This window comes from Brevundimonas sp. TSRC1-1 (assembly GCF_049898245.1).
Classification (GTDB): Bacteria; Pseudomonadota; Alphaproteobacteria; order Caulobacterales; family Caulobacteraceae; genus Brevundimonas; species Brevundimonas mediterranea_A.
The window spans coordinates 609,826-627,050 of sequence record NZ_JAFCXI010000002.1 but is presented as its reverse complement, the minus strand read 5'-3'; the positions used below and the strand labels follow the sequence as shown (position 1 = coordinate 627,050).

At 68.5% G+C, this 17,225-nt stretch carries 19 protein-coding genes; 12 read left to right on the top strand and 7 right to left on the bottom strand.

The window, feature by feature from the left end; all coding sequences use genetic code 11:
- The first annotated feature begins 85 nt into the window (after positions 1–85).
- Both dnaJ and dapB read left to right on the top strand, forming a co-directional pair.
- A complete protein-coding gene (gene dnaJ, locus ACP7CK_RS09010) occupies positions 86–1,288 on the top strand; it encodes a molecular chaperone DnaJ (RefSeq protein WP_035308053.1) in 1,203 nt (400 codons plus the stop codon).
- A complete protein-coding gene (gene dapB / locus ACP7CK_RS09005) occupies positions 1,285–2,034 on the top strand; it encodes a 4-hydroxy-tetrahydrodipicolinate reductase (protein WP_426025779.1) in 750 nt (249 codons plus the stop codon). Before dnaJ ends, dapB begins: the two co-directional genes overlap by 4 nt.
- Positions 2,035–2,150: 116 nt before the next feature.
- Here dapB and ACP7CK_RS09000 read toward each other — a convergent pair whose 3' ends face one another.
- On the bottom strand, positions 2,151–2,519 hold the full coding sequence (locus tag ACP7CK_RS09000) for a hypothetical protein (protein ID WP_292150368.1): 369 nt from the start codon (positions 2,517–2,519) through the stop codon (positions 2,151–2,153).
- Positions 2,520–2,671: 152 nt separating this feature from the next.
- On the opposite strand from ACP7CK_RS09000, the gene ACP7CK_RS08995 reads away from it, so the two are divergent.
- Positions 2,672–3,607 carry a DMT family transporter gene (locus tag ACP7CK_RS08995; RefSeq protein WP_008263122.1) on the top strand — a complete coding sequence of 312 codons (936 nt, stop codon included), beginning with the start codon at positions 2,672–2,674 and terminating at the stop codon, positions 3,605–3,607.
- Positions 3,608–3,617: 10 nt separating this feature from the next.
- Here the strand turns inward: ACP7CK_RS08995 and dut are convergent, their stop codons facing one another.
- Together dut and coaBC are read right to left on the bottom strand one after the other, a co-directional pair.
- Positions 3,618–4,076 (bottom strand): dUTP diphosphatase, encoded by a 459-nt coding sequence (gene dut, locus ACP7CK_RS08990; RefSeq protein WP_292150365.1) that lies wholly within the window; start codon positions 4,074–4,076, stop codon positions 3,618–3,620.
- Complete coding sequence (coaBC, locus tag ACP7CK_RS08985) at positions 4,073–5,302, bottom strand: bifunctional phosphopantothenoylcysteine decarboxylase/phosphopantothenate--cysteine ligase CoaBC (RefSeq protein ID WP_426025778.1); 1,230 nt, start codon at positions 5,300–5,302, stop codon at positions 4,073–4,075. The genes dut and coaBC overlap by 4 nt, the downstream gene beginning before the upstream one ends.
- 115 nt (positions 5,303–5,417) lie before the next feature.
- Here coaBC and ACP7CK_RS08980 point away from each other — a divergent pair, with 115 nt between their 5' ends.
- The gene (locus tag ACP7CK_RS08980; RefSeq protein ID WP_292150362.1) at positions 5,418–5,951 is read left to right on the top strand and encodes an S-type pyocin family protein; all 534 of its coding nucleotides are present in this window, start codon (positions 5,418–5,420) and stop codon (positions 5,949–5,951) included.
- 41 nt (positions 5,952–5,992) lie between these two features.
- Positions 5,993–6,856 (top strand): HAD family hydrolase, encoded by an 864-nt coding sequence (locus tag ACP7CK_RS08975; RefSeq protein ID WP_035310513.1) that lies wholly within the window; start codon positions 5,993–5,995, stop codon positions 6,854–6,856.
- Positions 6,857–6,862: 6 nt separating this feature from the next.
- On the opposite strand, the gene ACP7CK_RS08970 is transcribed toward ACP7CK_RS08975, so the two are convergent.
- Together ACP7CK_RS08970 and ACP7CK_RS08965 are read right to left on the bottom strand one after the other, a co-directional pair.
- Entirely contained in the window at positions 6,863–7,210 is a 348-nt protein-coding gene (locus ACP7CK_RS08970; RefSeq protein WP_372704961.1) for a PilZ domain-containing protein, read from the bottom strand.
- A 130-nt stretch (positions 7,211–7,340) separates the two neighbouring features.
- Positions 7,341–7,868 carry a prolyl-tRNA synthetase associated domain-containing protein gene (locus ACP7CK_RS08965; RefSeq protein WP_426025777.1) on the bottom strand — a complete coding sequence of 176 codons (528 nt, stop codon included), beginning with the start codon at positions 7,866–7,868 and terminating at the stop codon, positions 7,341–7,343.
- A 38-nt stretch (positions 7,869–7,906) separates the two neighbouring features.
- Here ACP7CK_RS08965 and ACP7CK_RS08960 point away from each other — a divergent pair, with 38 nt between their 5' ends.
- Positions 7,907–8,674 (top strand): DUF6065 family protein, encoded by a 768-nt coding sequence (locus ACP7CK_RS08960; RefSeq protein ID WP_008263111.1) that lies wholly within the window; start codon positions 7,907–7,909, stop codon positions 8,672–8,674.
- A 17-nt stretch (positions 8,675–8,691) separates the two neighbouring features.
- Here ACP7CK_RS08960 and ACP7CK_RS08955 read toward each other — a convergent pair whose 3' ends face one another.
- Entirely contained in the window at positions 8,692–9,093 is a 402-nt protein-coding gene (locus ACP7CK_RS08955) for a Tat pathway signal sequence domain protein (protein WP_008259905.1), read from the bottom strand.
- A 146-nt stretch (positions 9,094–9,239) separates the two neighbouring features.
- Here ACP7CK_RS08955 and ahcY point away from each other — a divergent pair, with 146 nt between their 5' ends.
- The 3 genes from ahcY to ACP7CK_RS08940 all read left to right on the top strand — a co-directional run bounded on the left by ahcY (position 9,240) and on the right by ACP7CK_RS08940 (position 12,470).
- Positions 9,240–10,631, top strand: a complete 1,392-nt coding sequence (gene ahcY / locus ACP7CK_RS08950; protein WP_008261797.1) for an adenosylhomocysteinase — start codon at positions 9,240–9,242, stop codon at positions 10,629–10,631.
- Positions 10,632–10,664: 33 nt separating this feature from the next.
- Positions 10,665–11,873 (top strand): NAD(P)/FAD-dependent oxidoreductase, encoded by a 1,209-nt coding sequence (locus ACP7CK_RS08945; protein WP_426025776.1) that lies wholly within the window; start codon positions 10,665–10,667, stop codon positions 11,871–11,873.
- A gap of 234 nt (positions 11,874–12,107) precedes the next feature.
- Positions 12,108–12,470, top strand: coding sequence for a zf-TFIIB domain-containing protein (locus tag ACP7CK_RS08940; protein WP_426025775.1), 363 nt, complete (start codon positions 12,108–12,110; stop codon positions 12,468–12,470).
- Between the two features lie 3 nt (positions 12,471–12,473).
- On the opposite strand, the gene ACP7CK_RS08935 is transcribed toward ACP7CK_RS08940, so the two are convergent.
- Positions 12,474–14,192 (bottom strand): hypothetical protein, encoded by a 1,719-nt coding sequence (locus ACP7CK_RS08935; RefSeq protein WP_292150591.1) that lies wholly within the window; start codon positions 14,190–14,192, stop codon positions 12,474–12,476.
- A 200-nt stretch (positions 14,193–14,392) separates the two neighbouring features.
- Here ACP7CK_RS08935 and ACP7CK_RS08930 point away from each other — a divergent pair, with 200 nt between their 5' ends.
- The 3 genes from ACP7CK_RS08930 to ACP7CK_RS08920 are packed head-to-tail and all read left to right on the top strand — an operon-like array spanning position 14,393 to position 17,131.
- Entirely contained in the window at positions 14,393–15,097 is a 705-nt protein-coding gene (locus ACP7CK_RS08930; RefSeq protein ID WP_008261186.1) for a response regulator transcription factor, read from the top strand.
- Positions 15,066–16,706 (top strand): stimulus-sensing domain-containing protein, encoded by a 1,641-nt coding sequence (locus tag ACP7CK_RS08925; protein ID WP_292150593.1) that lies wholly within the window; start codon positions 15,066–15,068, stop codon positions 16,704–16,706. The genes ACP7CK_RS08930 and ACP7CK_RS08925 overlap by 32 nt, the downstream gene beginning before the upstream one ends.
- A complete protein-coding gene (locus ACP7CK_RS08920) occupies positions 16,703–17,131 on the top strand; it encodes an HPr kinase/phosphorylase (protein WP_008258830.1) in 429 nt (142 codons plus the stop codon). Before ACP7CK_RS08925 ends, ACP7CK_RS08920 begins: the two co-directional genes overlap by 4 nt.
- Positions 17,132–17,225 lie beyond the last annotated feature (94 nt).

Sequence of the window (17,225 nt, the reverse complement as noted above, 5' to 3'; positions counted from 1 at the left end):
CCCATGTCAGCCGGGACACCACAGCTTCGCTGACGCCCGCAGAGGCGTGACGGAGCCGCAGGGGAAGTATGAGGACCAACGCCCTATGGCGCGTGACTATTATGAGGTTTTGGGCGTCGAACGGACAATCGACGCACCCGGTCTGAAATCGGCCTATCGCAAGCTGGCCATGATCCATCACCCGGATCGCAACGGCGGCTCGGAAGAGTCGATGGCCCAGTTCAAGGAAATCTCCGAGGCCTATACGGTCCTTTCGGACGATCAGAAGCGCGCGGCCTACGACCGGTTCGGCCACGCCGGCGTGAACGGCGGCGGGGGCGGCGGCTTCGGCCAGGGCCAGCAGGGCTTCTCCGACATCAACGACATCTTCTCCCAGGTCTTCGGCGACGCCTTCGGGGACGCCTTCGGCGGTCGCCAGGCCGGCCGGGGCCAGCAGGGCGGACCGCGTCGCGGCTCGGACCTGCGCTATGATCTCGAGATCAGCCTGGAACAGGCCTACAAGGGCGCCGAGGTCGAGATCGACATCCCCGCCACCATGACCTGCGAGACCTGCGAAGGTTCGGGGGCCAAGCCCGGCACCAAGCCCGTCACCTGCACCACCTGCAACGGCGCCGGCCGCGTGCGCCAGGCCAACGGCTTCTTCCAGGTCGAGCGGACCTGCCCCCGCTGCCACGGCGCCGGCCAGATGATCGCCGACCCCTGCACGACCTGTCACGGCCACGGTCAGGTCCGCAAGACCCGCACCCTGAATCTGAAGATCCCCGCCGGCGTCGACGACGGCTCGCGCATCCGCCTGTCGGGCGAGGGCGACGCCGGTCAGCGTGGCGGCCCGCGCGGCGACCTGTACGTCTTCCTGTCGGTGACGCCGCACGACCTGTTCGAGCGCGACAACCTGGACCTGCTGGTCACGGTGCCGGTTCCCATGACCGTTGCGGCCCTGGGCGGCGAGATCGACGCCCCCTGCCTGGTGTCCGACGCCTGCGACGGCAAGTGCAAGGCCGCCGTCGCCGTGCCGGCCGGGGCCCAGACCGGCAAGACCGTCCGGATCAAGGGCAAGGGCATGCCCCATCTGAACGGCCGCGCCCGCGGCGACCTGGTGGTCGAACTGTTCGTCGAGACCCCCACAGACCTGACCGCCCGCCAGAAGGAACTGCTGCAAGAGCTTGCCCTGTCGTTCGGAGAGGGGCAGAACCCCCGCAACTCCAGCTTCGCGGGCAAGGCGAAGCGCTTCTGGGCCGACATCCTGGGCAATCAGGATGCGGACGGGTCGAAAGAAAACGTGGTTTGAGCGCAATCTTCCACGCCGGCATTTCCGGCTATCGCGGCCGGATGGGTCGCGCCGTGTCCCAGGTTCTCGATGCGCGCGAGGACGTGGTCGTCGCCGCCCGGTTCGACTGGGGCGAAACCGCCGACATCTCCCTGTGCGACGTGATCATCGACTTTTCGACTCCGGACGCCTCGGTCGCCCTGGCGCAGAGTGCGGCCGAGCGCGGCGGCCCCAGCCTGGTCATCGGCTCCACCGGCTTCACCCCGGAGCAGGAGGCCGAGCTGATGAAGGCTGCCGAGAAGATCGCCATCGTCAAGAGCGGCAACTTCTCCCTGGGCGTGAACATCCTGATCGGCCTGGTCCAGCACGCAGCCCAGCGGCTGGACGCCCAGGACTGGGACATCGAGATCACCGAGGCCCACCACCGCCGCAAAGTCGATTCCCCGTCCGGCACCGCCCTGATGCTGGGCGAGGCCGCGGCCGAGGGCCGGTTCACCGACCTGGCCGATATCCGCTCCGCCCCCTATGACGGCGTCCAGGGCGAGCGCGAGAGCGGCAAGATCGGCTTCTCCTCGATCCGCGCCGGCGGCATCATCGGCGAACACACGGTCCTGTTCGCCTCGGAAGACGAGGTCCTGACCCTCAGCCACTCGGCCATCGACCGGTCCCTGTTCGCCAAGGGCGCGGTCGCCGCCGCCGCCTGGGTCCGCACCCGCGGACCCGGCCTGTACGACATGCAGGACGTGCTTGGCTTTCGCCAAGCCTGACGTCTAGGGCGCGTCGTGCCGCGCTACGCGCGCGACGCGGTCGCTCACGGCTTGAGCGCGGAAGCCATTACCCAGTCAGAGGGTGACGAAACCTGGGGGTGGCAGGCCCGCAAAAATCAGTGCACGACCCTGCGCCGCCCACGGAACGCGGTCCCGGTCAGCAGGGTCTTGATGAAGAAGAAGATGGCGATGACGATGGCGTAGCCCAGGAACAGGGCCAGGGCCGTCATCCAGAAGCCGACGGTCAGAAGCGCCGGCAGGACGAATTCGCCGCCGTTCAGCACCGGCAAGACCGCCAGCACGATCAGATGCACCAGGGTCGCGCCCAGGGCGGTCGAGGCCAGCGACCGCCAGTCCACCATCAGCAGGGCGGCGATGATGGCGATGATCAGCCCCATCACCTGGTTGACGCCGTCGAAGCCGGCGCTGGCCAGACCCGCGATTCCACTCAGGAAATCGCCGATCTGATCGATCAGATTTTCCACGTCGTCTCTCCTGAAAGGTCAAAAACAATAAGGCGCCGGTCAAGCTTGGCCGGTTCGACACGGTTAACGCCGCTCGCGCGGAAAGGCTCCCTCGGGGGTGGGCGTGAAGGCGACGCGGGCCTATGAGTGCGCCGCAACATCGAAAGGACGTCATGACGGGACGGATCGGCGGCGAGGACATCGCCCGCGGCATCGCGCTCAGGATCGCGGCGGCAGGCGCCTTTTCCGTCATGTCGGCGGTGCTGAAACTGGCCTCTCTGGACGGCGTGGTCGCCCCCGAGATGCTGTTCTACCGCGCCTTCTTCGGCCTGCCCGTGGTCCTAGCCTGGGTGCTCACCCAGCCGGGCGGCCTCGCCGGTCTGACCACGCGCCGGCCCTGGGCCCATGCGGGACGCAGCGCCCTGGGCGTCGTCTCCATCCTGTGCCTCTTCCAGACCCTGACCCTGCTGCCCCTGGCCGACGCCACCACCCTCAGCTTCACCGCCCCCATCTTCGCCACCATCCTGTCCTTCTTCATCCTGAAGGAGGCGGTGGGGCCGCGCCGCTGGGCCGCCGTGGCGGTGGGCTTCATCGGCGTCGTCATCGTCATGCGTCCCCTTTCGTTCGTCTCGGGGGGCGGTCACGCCATGCCGCTCGAGGGCATAGGTTTCGGCCTGATGGCGGCCCTGCTGACGGCCAGCGTCACCATCACCCTGCGCCAGTTGCGCGACACCGAGCATGTCGCCGCCATCGTCTTCTGGTTCTTCGTCGGTTCATCCGGGGTGGGGGCGATCCTGCTGCCCTTCGTCGGCCATTGGCACTCGCCCCTGACCTTCGCCCTGCTGATCAGCTCAGGCGTCGCCGGCGGCCTGGCCCAATTGTTCATGACCGCCTCGCTGCAAAAGGCCCCGGTCGCCGTGGTCGCGCCCTTCGACTATCTCCAGATCGTCGGCGCTGTAATCTTCGGCTGGTGGCTGATGCACGCCACGCCCACCGCAAACACCCTGGCCGGCGGCGCCCTGATCGCCGCCAGCGGCCTCTACACCGCCTGGCGCGAACACGTCCGCCGCAAGGCCGCCCTGATCCAGACGACCGCGCCGCCGGTTTAGGCGCGTCTTTCTACCGCCCCGTCGAGCCGAACCCGCCGGCCCCGCGTGCAGTCTCGTCCAGCGTCTCGACCTCGACCCAGTCCGCACGCTCATGCTTGGCGATCACCAGCTGGGCGATCCGCTCCCCGCGACGGATGACGAAGGGCTCCGCGCCGATATTGGCCAGGATCACGCCGCACTCGCCGCGATAGTCGCTGTCGATCGTGCCCGGCGCATTGGGGCAGATGATGCCGTGTTTCAACGCCAGACCCGAGCGCGCCCGCACCTGGGCCTCGAACCCCAGCGGCAGGGCGATCTTCAGCCCTGTGGGCACCAGGGCGCGCTGGCCGGGCGCCAGGGTCATCGGCTGGTCCTCGGGCACGGCGGCGCGCAGGTCCATCCCGGCCGATCCCGCCGTCTCATAGGCCGGCAGGGGCAGGCCCTCGGCATGGGGCAGGCGCAGGATCTGGACGGCGACGGGCTGGGTCATTGGACGCTCTTGAAATGGTCGGCGATACGGGCGGCGACCGCCCGGGCGATGGCGGATTTGGACTGGCGCGGCCAGGTTTCGGTCCTGTCGGCGGTGACCAGCAGGACGGCGTTGCCGTCCGAGCCGAAGACGTCGTCGGACACGTCGTTGCCGATGATCCAGTCACAGCCCTTGCGCGACAGCTTGGCGCGGGCGTTGGCCTCCAGGTCCGTGGTCTCGGCGGCGAAGCCGATCACCAGGGCCGGCCGGTTCGGACCCGGCGCGGCGATCCCGGCCAGGATATCGGGGTTCTCGATCAGGGCCAGGGTCGGCGGGCCGCCCGGCCCCTTCTTGATCTTGCCCCCGGCGATGGTGTCCACGCGCCAGTCGGCCACGGCGGCCGACAGCACGGCGATGTCGGCGGGCAGGGCGTTTTGCGTCGCCGCCTGCATCTCCAGCGCGCTCTCCACGTCGATCCGCGTCACCCCGACAGGCGCGCCCAGGGCGGTCGGGCCCGACACCAGGGTCACCTCCGCCCCCAGTTCGACCAGGGCGGCGGCGATGGCGTAGCCCTGTTTGCCGCTGGAGCGGTTGGTCAGACCCCGCACCGGATCGATCGGCTCGAAGGTCGGCCCGGCCGTAACCACCGCCTTGCGACCCGCAAGGGGCCGCCCGGCCGCGCCCGCCAGCAGGCCCTGGATCGCGTCCAGGATCGCCGCCGGCTCGGCCATCCGGCCGGGTCCGTATTCGCCACAGGCCATCTCGCCGTCGTCCGGCCCCACCACGGCCACGCCGTGGAAGCCCGGGAAGGCCTTCAGCCGCTCCATATTGGCCTGGACCGCCGGATGCTCCCACATCCGCACATTCATGGCCGGCGCCAGCAGCACCCGTTTGTCCGTGGCGATCAAGGTGGTCGAGGCCAGGTCGTCGGCTAAACCGTTGGCCGCCTTGGCGATCAGCCCCGCCGTCGCCGGCGCCACGACCACCAGATCGGCCCAGCGCGACAGCTCGATATGGCCCATGCTGGTCTCGTCGTCGGGGTGGAACAGGCCCGAGCGCACCGGATGGCCGCTCAGCGCCGCCAGCGACAGGGGCGTCACGAACTCGGCCCCGGATTCGGTCAGGATCACCCGCGTCTGGCCCCCCGCCTTGGCGATCAGCCGCACCAGCTCCAGCGCCTTGTAGGCCGCTATGCCGCCGCCGACGATCAGCAGGATTTTGCGATTTGCGAGAGGGCGGCTGTCCATGGCCTTCGTCTAGCCGCCCAAGGCGACGCCGTCGAGACGGCCGAAAAGAACATTGCAGGAACACGAAGGTTGTGCTTATCTCGCGGCGAGCGGGTGTCCGAAGGGGGAGGCGAGGATGACGTCTGACAAGCGACAGGGTGCGGCCACAGGACTGGGGCTGATGATGGTCGGTTTGGCGGTGATGGCCCTGGCGGGGTGCGACAACGCCTCGGCGGTGCAGACGCGCGACCGAACGGCCGAGGCGACGCCGCTGGCCCTGGCGGCGACCGGGACGGGCGGCGACGACGCCCCCGCCGCCGCCCAGCCCAAGCCGGTGCTGACGGCCAGCCGTCGCGAGACGGTGGATGACAAGATCGCCCGCCTGTACCAGCGCAACGGCGCCGACTTCGGCGCGGGGTCGGTCGAAGACTATCTGGACAAGGTCACCGCCTTTACGGCCAAGCCCCCGCGCGACGCCGAGACGGTGAAACGGCCCAATGGCGACACCCTGATCTATCAGGCCTCGACCAACACCTTCGCCGTGGTGGCGCGCGACGGCACGCCCCGCACCATGTTCAAGCCGACCACGGGCGCCGACTACTGGGCCGAGCAGAAGACGGCGGCGCCCCGCTTCGGCCAGAGGCGACAATCGACGCCGACGGCGGGCTGATATAGAGGGCGGGGTCCGACCGACGCTCTGGAGCCCGCCCGATGTCCGACGCCCCTTCCGGCGACAAGCCCTTGCTGAAGACCGCCCTGATCTATGATTTCGACGGCACCCTGGCGCGCGGCAACATGCAGGAGGTCAGCTTCATCCCGTCCGTGGGCATGGGGATCGGCGCCTTCTGGGAAGAGGCCGAGCGCCTGACCAAGGAGGCCGACGGCGACGGCATCCTGATGTACATGCAGCTGATGCTGCATCATGCGCGCCAGAACGGTTCGCCGGTGACGCGCGAGACCCTGCGCCGGCACGGCGAGGCGGTGGCCCTGTTCGAAGGTCTGAAGGACCTCAGCTGGTTCGACCGGATGAACGCCTTCGGCGCGCGCTACGGGCTTGAGATCGAACACTATATCGTCTCGGCCGGGCTGGAGGAGATGATCGACGGCACGCCGATCCGCCCCGCCCTGACCCATGTCTTCGCCTCCCACTATGTCTATGACGACAAGGGCGAGGCGGCCTGGCCCGCGGTCGGCGTCAACTACACCACCAAGACCCAGTATCTGTTCCGCATCAACAAGGGGGTGAAGAACCACTGGGAGCACGAGCGGATCAACCACTTCATCCCCGACGACCAGCGGCCGGTGCCGTTCGAGCGGATGATCTTCATCGGCGACGGCGACACCGACGTGCCGACCATGAAGATGATGCACACCAAGGGCGGCTTCTCGATCGCCGTCTATGACCCCCGCTCGAACGAGAAGGACCAGAAGAAGGTCTATTCCCTGATTTCCGAGGACCGGGTCAATTTCGTCGCCGCCGCCGATTATAGCGAGGGTTCGGCCCTGGACCTGATCGTCAAGGGCCTGGTCGGCCGCATCGCCATCAACGCCGGCTCCATGCCGGCGGGTCTGTAGCGATCCTCAGCGCCCGCCGGCCCTGATCCAGGCGTCGCGCGCCCCGATCAGCCGCGCGGGGGCCAGGCCGCGCAGGGACTTGGCGCCGGTCCGCCTCAGCCCCGCCTCCTGCCCCTTCTGCCAGACCACCGTCGCCGGATAGGCCACCGCCTCCGCAATATCCACCACCACCACCTCGGGCGGCAGGGCCGCGCCCCGGTCGAGCCTGAGCTTCAGGCCGCCGTCCGACAGATCGACGATCACGCAGGCCGTCTCCACACCCGGCGCACAGACGACGCCCCGCGCATTGACCGCCCGACGCGGTTCGCCGCGTCGGTCCGGCTGAGAAACGGGCTTGGGTCCAAACATACGCATGCCTCAGGACGCACAGTATCGCGTGCGATCCTCTGTGCCGGTAGCGGACTTCGAGCCGGTCAGGAAGAGAGACGGGTCATCGAACGTCGGTTCCCGCCTTTCGACGCACGCTCCGCCCCGGAACCGGCCTTCAACCCGCCAGGGCGCCGAAATCCACCACGATCGGCTCTCGCTCCCAGACCGCCAGCACCCGGCGGAAGGCCGCCTGTTCCAGAGACGTGGTCGCCGTATTGGTCAGGGGGTGGAAGTTGACGATGTCGGCGTCCCACAGCCGCCGGTCCAGGACGAAGGTCACGCGGCGCTCGACGTCGTTGATCAGACCCAGGGCCGTGACCGAACCCGGGCGGACGCCCAGCGTCTCCCACATCAGGGCCTCATTGCCGAACGACAGCCGGCCCGCCCCCGTCGCGGCCGCGGCGCGCTTCAGGTCGATGACCGTGTCCTGGCGGGCCGAGATCAGCCAGAGCCGGCCTTTGTGATCCTTGAGAAACAGGTTCTTGGTGTGGGCGCCGGGCAGGCCGGCCTTGAGGTCCAGGCCTTCCTCGACGCGGAAGACGGCCGGGTGGTCGTGGGTCGTGTAGGCCACGCCGTGTTCGGCCAGCCAGGCGGTCAGGGTCTCGCGGTCGAAAGCGGGTTCAGGCGCAAGGTCTGGGGTCATGGTTGAGCAGTCGCGTTTGCGGCGGTAGGAACGGTTCCATGGTCGATACCGTGCAGACGCGCCCGCTGGAACTGGAATGCTATCCGATGACGGCCCGGCCGCCGGACCTGGTGCCCGGCCGCCAGTCGCGCAATTGGATGGACGCCTTCATCAGCCGCCACCCCTATCGCTGCCTGCCGCTGAACATGGCCAACACCACGGGGTGGGAGATCCTGTGCCCGTTCGGCTTCACGGCCGAGTGGAACGGCGGGCCGCGCCAGGAAGACATCGTCATCACCCCCGACCGGCCCCAGCATGACCTGGACCATTTCGTCACCTCGCACTTTTCGCGCGGGGTCCTGACCATGCACCCGCAGTATCTGTTCCGCACGCCGCCGGGCTGGGGGATGATGTGCTCCGGTTCGCCCAACCACCTGAAGGACGGGATCCAGCCCCTGGTCGGCCTGATCGAGACCGACTGGCTGCCCTTCCCCTTCACCATGAACTGGATCTTCACGCGGCCGGGCCGGGTGAAGTTCGAGAAGGGCGAGCCCTTCTGCTTCATCAATCTGATCGAGCACAAGAAGGTGGAACAGTTCCAGCCGGTGATCCGGACGCTGGAATCCAATCCGGTCATGAAGGGCCAGTTCGAGGCCTGGAACCGCGCCCGCACCGACTTCAACCAGCGTCTGGCCGGCGGCGACCCCGACGCGGCCAAGGAGGCCTGGCAGCGCTACTATTTCAAGGGCGAGGTGCCCGAGGATCTGGGCGCGGCGCCGCCGACCCATTCGAACAAGCGCCGCCTGAAGTCGCCGCGCGTCGGCTGAGGCCGGTCGGCCGCGGCCTAGAGCGCCATCACCGTGCCGAGCAGGACCCGGGCCCCGGCGCGGCCCAGAGTGGCGTTGGTTGCGGCCTGCAGATCTGCGGCCAGCTGGTCGATGTTCGGCGCGGCGCCCGGACGCAGGCCGGTGGCGAACCGCTGGACGGCGGTGTTGTAGGCGGCGCGCAGACGCGGCGCCGACTGCTGGGCCCGGGTGCGCAGGGCCGCGTCGGGCACATCCACGCCGACTTCGACCGACAGGACGCCGCGCCGGCCGCCGGGACGCGGGATCGAGCCCGTGACCACCGGCAGGCGGAAATAGGTGTCGGCCGACGGAGCGGCGCCGCCGCTCGATGAGGCGCGGGCGGGGGTCGAGGCGGCGGCCGTCGCGACGAGGGCGAGACCGAGAAGGGCGCGGCGTTCCATTCCGCCCTGCCTAACGGGGATGGCTTAAGAAACTGCTGAGCCCGACATCGGTCATAGTGCATATAAGGATATCCTTATGTGTTTATTGCTCCTTCATGCTCCACAGGCTATGAGGGCTGGAAAATCCCCTGCGGCCAGGAGCCCCCATGACCGACTACATCATCCGCGACATTTCTCTGGCCGATTGGGGCAAGAAGGAAATCGCGATCGCCGAAACGGAAATGCCGGGCCTGATGGCCCTGCGCGAAGAGTTCGGCGCCAGCCAGCCGCTGAAGGGCGCCCGGATCGCCGGCAGCCTGCACATGACCATCCAGACGGCCGTTCTGATCCAGACGCTGGAAGCCCTGGGCGCCGAAGTCCGCTGGGCCTCGTGCAACATCTTCTCGACCCAGGACCACGCCGCCGCCGCCATCGCCGCCTCGGGCACGCCGGTGTTCGCCACCAAGGGCGAGACCCTGGAGGAATACTGGGACTACGCGCACAAGATCTTCGAATGGGCTGACGGCGGCTATCCGAACCTGATCCTCGACGACGGCGGCGACGCGACCCTGCTGTGCGTGCTCGGCCCCAAGGCCGAGAAGGACATCTCGGTCCTGGCCAATCCCCAGAACGAAGAGGAAGAAGCCCTCTTCAAGGTGATGAAACGCTACATCGCCGAAAAGCCCGGCTTCTACTCGGCCATCCGCGACGCCATCGGCGGCGTTTCGGAAGAGACGACCACGGGCGTTCACCGCCTGTATCAGATGGCCGAAAAGGGCGAGCTGCCCTTCCCCGCCATCAACGTCAACGACAGCGTCACCAAGTCCAAGTTCGACAACCTGTACGGCTGCCGTGAATCCCTGGTCGACGCCATCCGTCGCGGCACCGACGTCATGCTGTCGGGCAAGGTCGCCGTGGTCTGCGGCTACGGCGACGTGGGCAAGGGCTCGGCCGCCTCGCTGCGCCAGGGCGGCGCCCGCGTGATCGTGACCGAGATCGACCCGATCTGCGCGCTTCAGGCCGCGATGGAAGGCTATGAGGTCCAGACCCTGGACGACAGCGCCGGCCGCGCCGACATCTATGTGACGACGACCGGCAACAAGGACGTCATCACGGTCGAACACATGCGGCAGATGAAGAACAACGCCATCGTCTGCAACATCGGCCACTTCGACTCGGAGATTCAGGTCGCCGGCCTGAAGAACTTCAAGTGGGACGAGATCAAGCCTCAGGTCCACCACATCGAATTCCCGGACGGCAAGAAGATCATCCTGCTGTCGGAAGGCCGTCTGGTGAACCTGGGCAACGCCACGGGCCACCCGTCCTTCGTGATGTCGGCCTCCTTCACCAACCAGACCCTGGCCCAGATCGAGCTGTGGACCAACGCCAAGTCCTATCAGAACCAGGTCTACACCCTGCCCAAGCACCTGGATGAAAAGGTCGCCCTGCTGCACCTGGCCAAGCTGGGCGCCAAGCTGACCGTCCTGACCCAGGACCAGGCCGACTATATCAACGTGCCGGTCGAAGGCCCGTTCAAGGCGGACCACTACCGTTACTAAGCTCTCCCCGAGGCCGGAACCGCGAGGTTCCAAGTGACGAGGGCGTCTTATGACGTCCTCGTCGTCGGGGCCGGCGCGGCCGGGATGACGGCCGCGATCGAGGCCGGGCGTCGCGGACGTCGGGTGCTGGTGGTCGATCACGCCGCCAACCCCGGCGAGAAGATCCGCATCTCCGGCGGCGGGCGCTGCAACTTCACCAATCTGGGCTGCGGCCCGGCGAATTTCCTGGGTGAGAACCCCCGGTTCGCCACCTCGGCCCTGCGTCGCTACACCCAGCACGACTTCGTCAAGCGCGTGGACCGGGCCGGCGTCGCCTGGCACGAGAAGACGCTGGGCCAGCTGTTCTGCGACGACAGCGCCAAACAGATCGTCCGCATGCTCACCGACGACATGGCGGCGGCGGGCGTGACCCTGAAGATGAAGACGGGCGTGGACCGCCTGGACCGGTCCGGCGACGGCTGGCGCGTCGTCCTGTCCGACGGAACCCAGGTCACGGCGACCGCCCTGGTCGTGGCGACGGGCGGTAAATCCATCCCCAAGATGGGCGCCACCGGCTGGGCCTACGAGGTCGCGCGCCAGTTCGACATTCGCGTCACCGAAACCCGACCGGCCCTGGTCCCCCTGACGTTCGAGGCCGGCCTGCTCGAAACCCTGATCCCGCTGGCGGGCGTGGCGGTGGACGCCACTGTGGCCTCGGTGCCCGAAGGGGCCAAGGCGCGCAAGGTCCGTTTCAGCGAGGCCATGCTGTTCACCCATCGCGGCCTCAGCGGACCGGCCATCCTGCAGATCAGCTCCTACTGGCGCGAAGGCGAGGCCATCGTCGCCGCCATGGCGCCGGGCCGTAATGTCTTCGACGAGCTGAAGGCCGCCAAGGCCGCCAACGGCCGCCAGGCCGTGCACACGGCCCTGGGCCATATCGTGCCGCGGCGGCTGGCGGAAAGCCTGTGCGAGCGGGAGGGCGCGGCGGGCAATCTGGCCGATCTGTCGGATGCGACGCTGCGGCGGCTGGATCAGGCGGTCAACGCCTGGAGCGTCAAGCCGGTCGGGTCCGAAGGCTATCGCACCGCCGAGGTGACCCTGGGCGGGATCGACACCGCCGCCCTGGACCAGCAGACCCTGGCCACCAAAACGGTTCCCGGCCTCTATTTCATCGGCGAGGCGGTCGATGTCACCGGCTGGCTGGGCGGCTATAATTTCCAGTGGGCCTGGTCCTCCGGCTGGGCCGCCGGTCAGGTCTGCTGAGCGGGGAACGGCCTGTGGCGCCACGACGCATGGCGGCGAGCCGGCCGGGCGCCTAGCTTGGATCCTGCGGAACGGGCCCCTCTGGCGTCTTCGCGATCCGGCGTATCCCTTCGCCGCATCGTATCGACGCGATGTCGGACCGCACGGATGCGTCGGCGCGACAGGTCTGTCCCCCTCCCGGCCGGTCGCGCCGACGCCCGAACCGACCCGATTCCTGACTGATCTGGAGCCCCGATGCCTCTTCTGATGTGCCCGAACGACAATTCCGCCATGCAGACGCTGGATCGGGACGGCGTGCAGTTCGACATGTGCCCCGCCTGCCGGGGCGTCTGGCTGGACCGCGGCGAACTGGAGAAGCTGATGGCTTCGGCGGCCGAGGACGGTCGCGCCTCTGCGACGCCCGCCGCGCCCCCGTCTCAGTCCCAGCCCCAGCCCCAGCCCCATTCTCAGCCCCAGTCCCAACCCTGGGGCGGAGGGCGTCCCTATGCCGACGACCGGGGCTACAGGGACGACCGGCGCGGCGATGATCGCCATCGGGACGACGACTATCGCTACAAGAAGAAGAAGCGCGACAGCATCTTCGACATCTTCGACTGAGGCTCAGACCTTCAGCCGGGCCGCCTGCATCAGGCTCTGCAGCGCCGCAGACGCTTCGGTATCGGCGTCCGCCGCCTGGCGGACTTCGGGGATCCGCAGCATCTTGACCGCTTCGGCGCGGGCGCGATCCGCGGCCGGCCCCAGGGGCGCGGTCTCGCCATTGGTCATCTTCATCAGGGCCGTCAGCTTCTGAACCGGCGTGGCCTGGGCCCGGCCGATCTGGGCCAGCAGTCCGGCGTCCGCCTCCAGGGTTCCGCCCAGGGCGCCGATGGCCGTCGAAATCTGTCTTTCATCCAGTTCGCCCAGCTGTACGGCCCGCACCGACCGCTGCAGTCGCGCCAGGACCAGCAGCTTCTGCGACACGCTGGGGCCGCCCGGCGCCGACTGGCGCATCTCGCTTTCCAGCCGGACGGAGGCCACGCAGGCGCTGAGCCAGCGCGCCGCCGCCCGCTTGTTGGCCCCTCCGGTGACGTTCTCGCACAGCCGCGTCAGCAGTTCGGCCTCGGACAGGGCGGTCGGGCATTGGCGGACATAGGCGCCGACGAAATCGGGCGTGACCAGGCTCTTGGATCGGTCGACGAAGGCGTTCTGCACCTCTTCCAGGGTCAGAAGCCGGCCCGCCGCCGCCGTCAGGGCCATGGCGAGGGTGCGCAGGATGTCGATCTCCCCCACCGGGTCATTGGGCCGCAGCCGCCGCGGGCTGGCCAGTTCGCGCGTCACCATCCGCGCCAGGGACGCCGACAGCTGCGGGAACTCGCCCCCCGCCAGACGCGCGCCCAGTCGCGCGGCGGGACCTTCGACCGCCGGCGTCATCAGGGCCATGCGGGAATCCAGACCGATCAGCCGTTCGACCTCTCGGGGGGCCACCATGCGCACCACTGCGGCCAGGCTGGCGCCGTGGTCCAGAGACGGGCCCAGGATTTCCGCCAGGTTCGCGCGCACCGCCAGCATTTCCGCCGCGATCTGTTCGACGGCGCCCACGACGAGCCCGCGCGCCGGCCCGGCCGGCGGCGCGGCGTCGATCATGTCCATCAGGCCGTCCAGCCGGTCCCGCGCCCCCTTGCGGTCGGCCAGGGCCTGGGCGACGACGCCGCCCATGACGAAGGCGCGGTCCGCCGACCCGCTCAACCCCTGCGCCAGCTCGGCGATCGACCGTTTTTCCAGCGACGGAAACAGGCCCGAGCGGCCCGCCTTCAGCAACCGTGCGACCGCATCCTCCGACAGCCGCTGGTAGTGGCGCACGACGCTGTGCAGGTCCTGGCCGCTGGCCTGGCTCTCCGGCACGGCGACCTTCTGGACGGCGTGCTGAAGCTCCACGCCGGAGGCGTCGAGTCGCTCGGCCAGGTCTGGCCGGTGCAGGAGTTCGAACGCCGTCGCCCCTTGGCGCTTCAGCCAGTCCTCCAGAACACGGCCGATCAGGGCGCGGGCGTGGGGCGTATAGAGTTCGGCCGGGGCGCTGCACGCCGGGCGAGCAGCCTCGACAGTCCTGGGCTTCTTCTTCTCCTCGGGCGCGCCGATCGTCAGGATGTTGAGGCTGTTGAACTCCATCGTGTCCGGATCCAGCGTCTCCTTGGTGACGCGGGCGGCGGCGGCCAGCCGGTCGCGCAGCTGGTCCTCGGCCGTTTCCAGGGCGTGTTTGCGGTCCTCGGTGGCGATCAACAGGGTCCAGCCCGCCGGAGCGGTCTTTCGGACATAGACTTCGTAGTGGATCGGACCGGCCATCTGGGATCATTGAGGCCCAAGGCTTTAAAGGGGGGTTTTCACGACGAATTTTCATCGCGCCGTTGGAAACGAACCCGGCTATCGTTGAAACATCCGGGTTGGCGGCCCATTTGCCTTAGCCCTAATGTGACCGTGATCGAACGGTTACGCTTGCCGTGCGTTCTCGTTCGCGGGAACGGGAAGTTCAGGAGAAGACAACCTTGGCCAACATCACCCTGGTCGATGACGACGAGAACATCGTGGCGTCCGTCTCGCTGGCGCTGGAAAGCCATGGCCACAAGATCACGGCCTACCACGACGGAGCCTCGGGTCTCGCCGCGCTGGAAAGCGCGCCGCCCGACCTCGTCATCCTCGACGTGAAGATGCCGCGCATGGACGGGATGGAGGTGCTGCGCCGCCTGCGTCAGACCTCGCAGATTCCCGTCATCATGCTGACGTCCAAGGACGAGGAGATCGACGAAATCCTCGGCTTCAACCTCGGCGCCGACGACTATATCCACAAACCCTTCAGCCAGCGGCTGCTGATCGAGCGGGTCAAGGCCCTGCTGCGTCGCACCGGCGCCGACGGCGTCGACCCCGAACCCTCGGCCGAAGTTTCCGGCAAGGCGATCAAGCGCGGCAAGCTGAGCATGGACCCGGCCCGTCACGAATCCACCTGGGACGGCAAGCCGGTGAAGCTGACCGTCACCGAATTCCTGCTGCTCCAGGCCCTGGCCCAGCGCCCGGGCTTCGTGAAGAGCCGCGACAACCTGATGGACGCCGCCTACGACGACCAGGTCTATGTCGACGACCGCACCATCGACAGCCATGTGAAGCGGATGCGCAAGAAATTCCGCGCCGTGGACAATGAGTTCGACGCGATCGAGACCCTGTATGGCGTCGGCTACCGCTACCGCGAAAGCTGATCTTCCCGTCGGGCGCGAGCCCGACGAGGAACCTGTCCGCCGGCCGAGGTTCCGCTTCGGCGGCTCGCGGCTGGGCGGCTTCATCCTGGCGCTCAACCTTCTGAGCCTGCTGATCCTGTTCGGCGGGGCGCTCGTTCTGAACGAATGGCGTCAGGGGCTGATCCAGGCGCGTCAGGAATCGCTGACCGTCCAGGCCGAACTGCTGGGCAATGTCCTGGGCGAACTGGGCATCAGCAGGGGCGTGCCGACCCCGGAGCTGGACGTGGGCGAGGCGGCGAAATGGCTGCGCGACAATTTCGTCCCGAACGGCCAGCGGGTTCGCCTGTACGACATCAACGGCCTGCCGGTCATCGACAGCTACGAGGTGACCGAGAACATCCCTGGCCAGGTCCTGCCGCCTGCGCGTCCCGCCGGCACGCCCCCCTCCGGGGAGATCGCCCAGAAGACCCTTCGCGACGCCGAACACAAGAAGGCCGTCGAGGCCGAGGTCGCCGCCGAGGTCGAGCGCGCCCTGGCCGGAGAGCCGCAGACGACCGTCCGGCGCAACGAATCCGGCGACCGCGTCGTCTCGGTCTCCATCCCCATCCGGCATGTCCGCCAGGTGCTGGGCGTGCTGACCCTGGAAGCCGGCAATGTCGATGAGATCCTGGACGATCAGAGACGGGCCCTGGTGCCTTTCGCCCTGGTGGCCCTGGCCGTGAACCTGCTGGCCTCCCTCTTGCTGCATCTGTTCGTGGCGCGGCCGGTCTTGAGGTTGGCGGCGGCGGCGGACCAGGTCCGGCTTCAGCGCGCCCGCGCCATCTCCCTGCCCGACCTGGAGGAGCGCAAGGACGAGATCGGCGACCTGGCCCGGTCGCTGGAGTCGATGACCGACACCCTGTCCACACGGATGGACGCCATCGAACGGTTCGCCGCCGACGTGTCGCACGAGATCAAGAACCCCCTGACCTCGATCCGTTCGGCGCTGGAGACCCTGCCCCTGGTCAAGACCGACGCCCAGAGGGAGAAGCTGACCAGTCTGCTGCAACAGGACGTGCGCCGCCTGGACCGGCTGATCACCGACATCTCCAACGCCTCGCGTCTGGACGCCGAACTGTCGCGCGACCGGCCCCGCGCCATCGAACTGAACCGTTTGCTGGCCGATATCGTCGGCGTCTATGAGACCACCGCCCGGCCGGACGATATTCCCGTCCGGTTCGAACCTCCGCCCCAGGGCCTCCGGGTCGCCGGCCGCGACGGCCCCCTGGGACAGGTGTTCCGCAACCTGATCGACAACGCCCGCTCCTTCAGCCCCGCCGGCGGCGAGGTTCGGGTCGTGCTGGAAGAGGTCGAGGGCGACCTGCCCATCCGCATCCGCGTGGAGGACCAGGGGCCCGGGATTCCGCCCGAAAACCTGGAGACCGTGTTCGAGCGCTTCTACACCTCGCGGCCCAAGGGGGCGGCCTTCGGCTCCAACTCGGGCCTGGGCCTGTCCATCGTCCGCCAGATCGTCGAGGCGCATGGCGGCCGCGTCACGGCCGACAACCGGATCGGCGCAGACGGCCAGGTGATCGGCGCCCGGTTCGAGATCGGCCTGCCGTCCGCCGCGTCGCCCGGTCGTCGCTCATGACCGACCCGTCGCCCGTTCACGCCACCACGGTCGCCGTCCGCCGGGACGGGGCCTGGACGGCGGTGATGATCCTGGGTCCGTCGGGCGCCGGCAAGAGCGATCTGGCCCTGCGGCTGATCGGGCGGGGCTGGCGGCTGGTCAGCGACGACTATACCCGGGTCTGGGCGTCCGGCGGCGCGCTTCATGCGACCGCCCCGGCCGCCATCGCCGGCCGGATCGAGGCGCGCGGGGTCGGAATCGTGTCCGTCAGGACACGGCTGGTCGCCAGAGTCGTCCTGGCCGTCGCCTGTGTTCCCGAGGCGGTCGAACGGCTTCCGGAGCCGCAGACGCGGCGCTTCTGCGGGATCGACCTGCCCCTGCTGGCGCTGGACCCCCGCCCCGCCTCGGCCGTCGAGATGGTCGCAGTCGCGCTTCAGACGCTTTGAACCCGCGCATAACGGGTCTATGACACGCCTCTTGCGGTCCAAAACGGATGCGTCCGGCCTCCCTGGCGGGCGCGGGGAGGTCCGGGGACGGTTC

Coding starts and splice junctions, on each gene's coding strand:
- dnaJ (WP_035308053.1), top strand. CDS start 86: ATGGCGCGTGACTATTATGAGGTTTTGGGCGTCGAACGGACAATCGAC.
- ACP7CK_RS08995 (WP_008263122.1), top strand. CDS start 2,672: ATGACGGGACGGATCGGCGGCGAGGACATCGCCCGCGGCATCGCGCTC.
- dut (WP_292150365.1), bottom strand. CDS start 4,076: ATGACCCAGCCCGTCGCCGTCCAGATCCTGCGCCTGCCCCATGCCGAG.
- coaBC (WP_426025778.1), bottom strand. CDS start 5,302: ATGGACAGCCGCCCTCTCGCAAATCGCAAAATCCTGCTGATCGTCGGC.
- ACP7CK_RS08980 (WP_292150362.1), top strand. CDS start 5,418: ATGACGTCTGACAAGCGACAGGGTGCGGCCACAGGACTGGGGCTGATG.
- ACP7CK_RS08975 (WP_035310513.1), top strand. CDS start 5,993: ATGTCCGACGCCCCTTCCGGCGACAAGCCCTTGCTGAAGACCGCCCTG.
- ACP7CK_RS08970 (WP_372704961.1), bottom strand. CDS start 7,210: ATGCGTATGTTTGGACCCAAGCCCGTTTCTCAGCCGGACCGACGCGGC.
- ACP7CK_RS08965 (WP_426025777.1), bottom strand. CDS start 7,868: ATGACCCCAGACCTTGCGCCTGAACCCGCTTTCGACCGCGAGACCCTG.
- ACP7CK_RS08960 (WP_008263111.1), top strand. CDS start 7,907: ATGGTCGATACCGTGCAGACGCGCCCGCTGGAACTGGAATGCTATCCG.
- ACP7CK_RS08955 (WP_008259905.1), bottom strand. CDS start 9,093: ATGGAACGCCGCGCCCTTCTCGGTCTCGCCCTCGTCGCGACGGCCGCC.
- ahcY (WP_008261797.1), top strand. CDS start 9,240: ATGACCGACTACATCATCCGCGACATTTCTCTGGCCGATTGGGGCAAG.
- ACP7CK_RS08940 (WP_426025775.1), top strand. CDS start 12,108: ATGCCTCTTCTGATGTGCCCGAACGACAATTCCGCCATGCAGACGCTG.
- ACP7CK_RS08935 (WP_292150591.1), bottom strand. CDS start 14,192: ATGGCCGGTCCGATCCACTACGAAGTCTATGTCCGAAAGACCGCTCCG.
- ACP7CK_RS08925 (WP_292150593.1), top strand. CDS start 15,066: ATGGCGTCGGCTACCGCTACCGCGAAAGCTGATCTTCCCGTCGGGCGC.
- ACP7CK_RS08920 (WP_008258830.1), top strand. CDS start 16,703: ATGACCGACCCGTCGCCCGTTCACGCCACCACGGTCGCCGTCCGCCGG.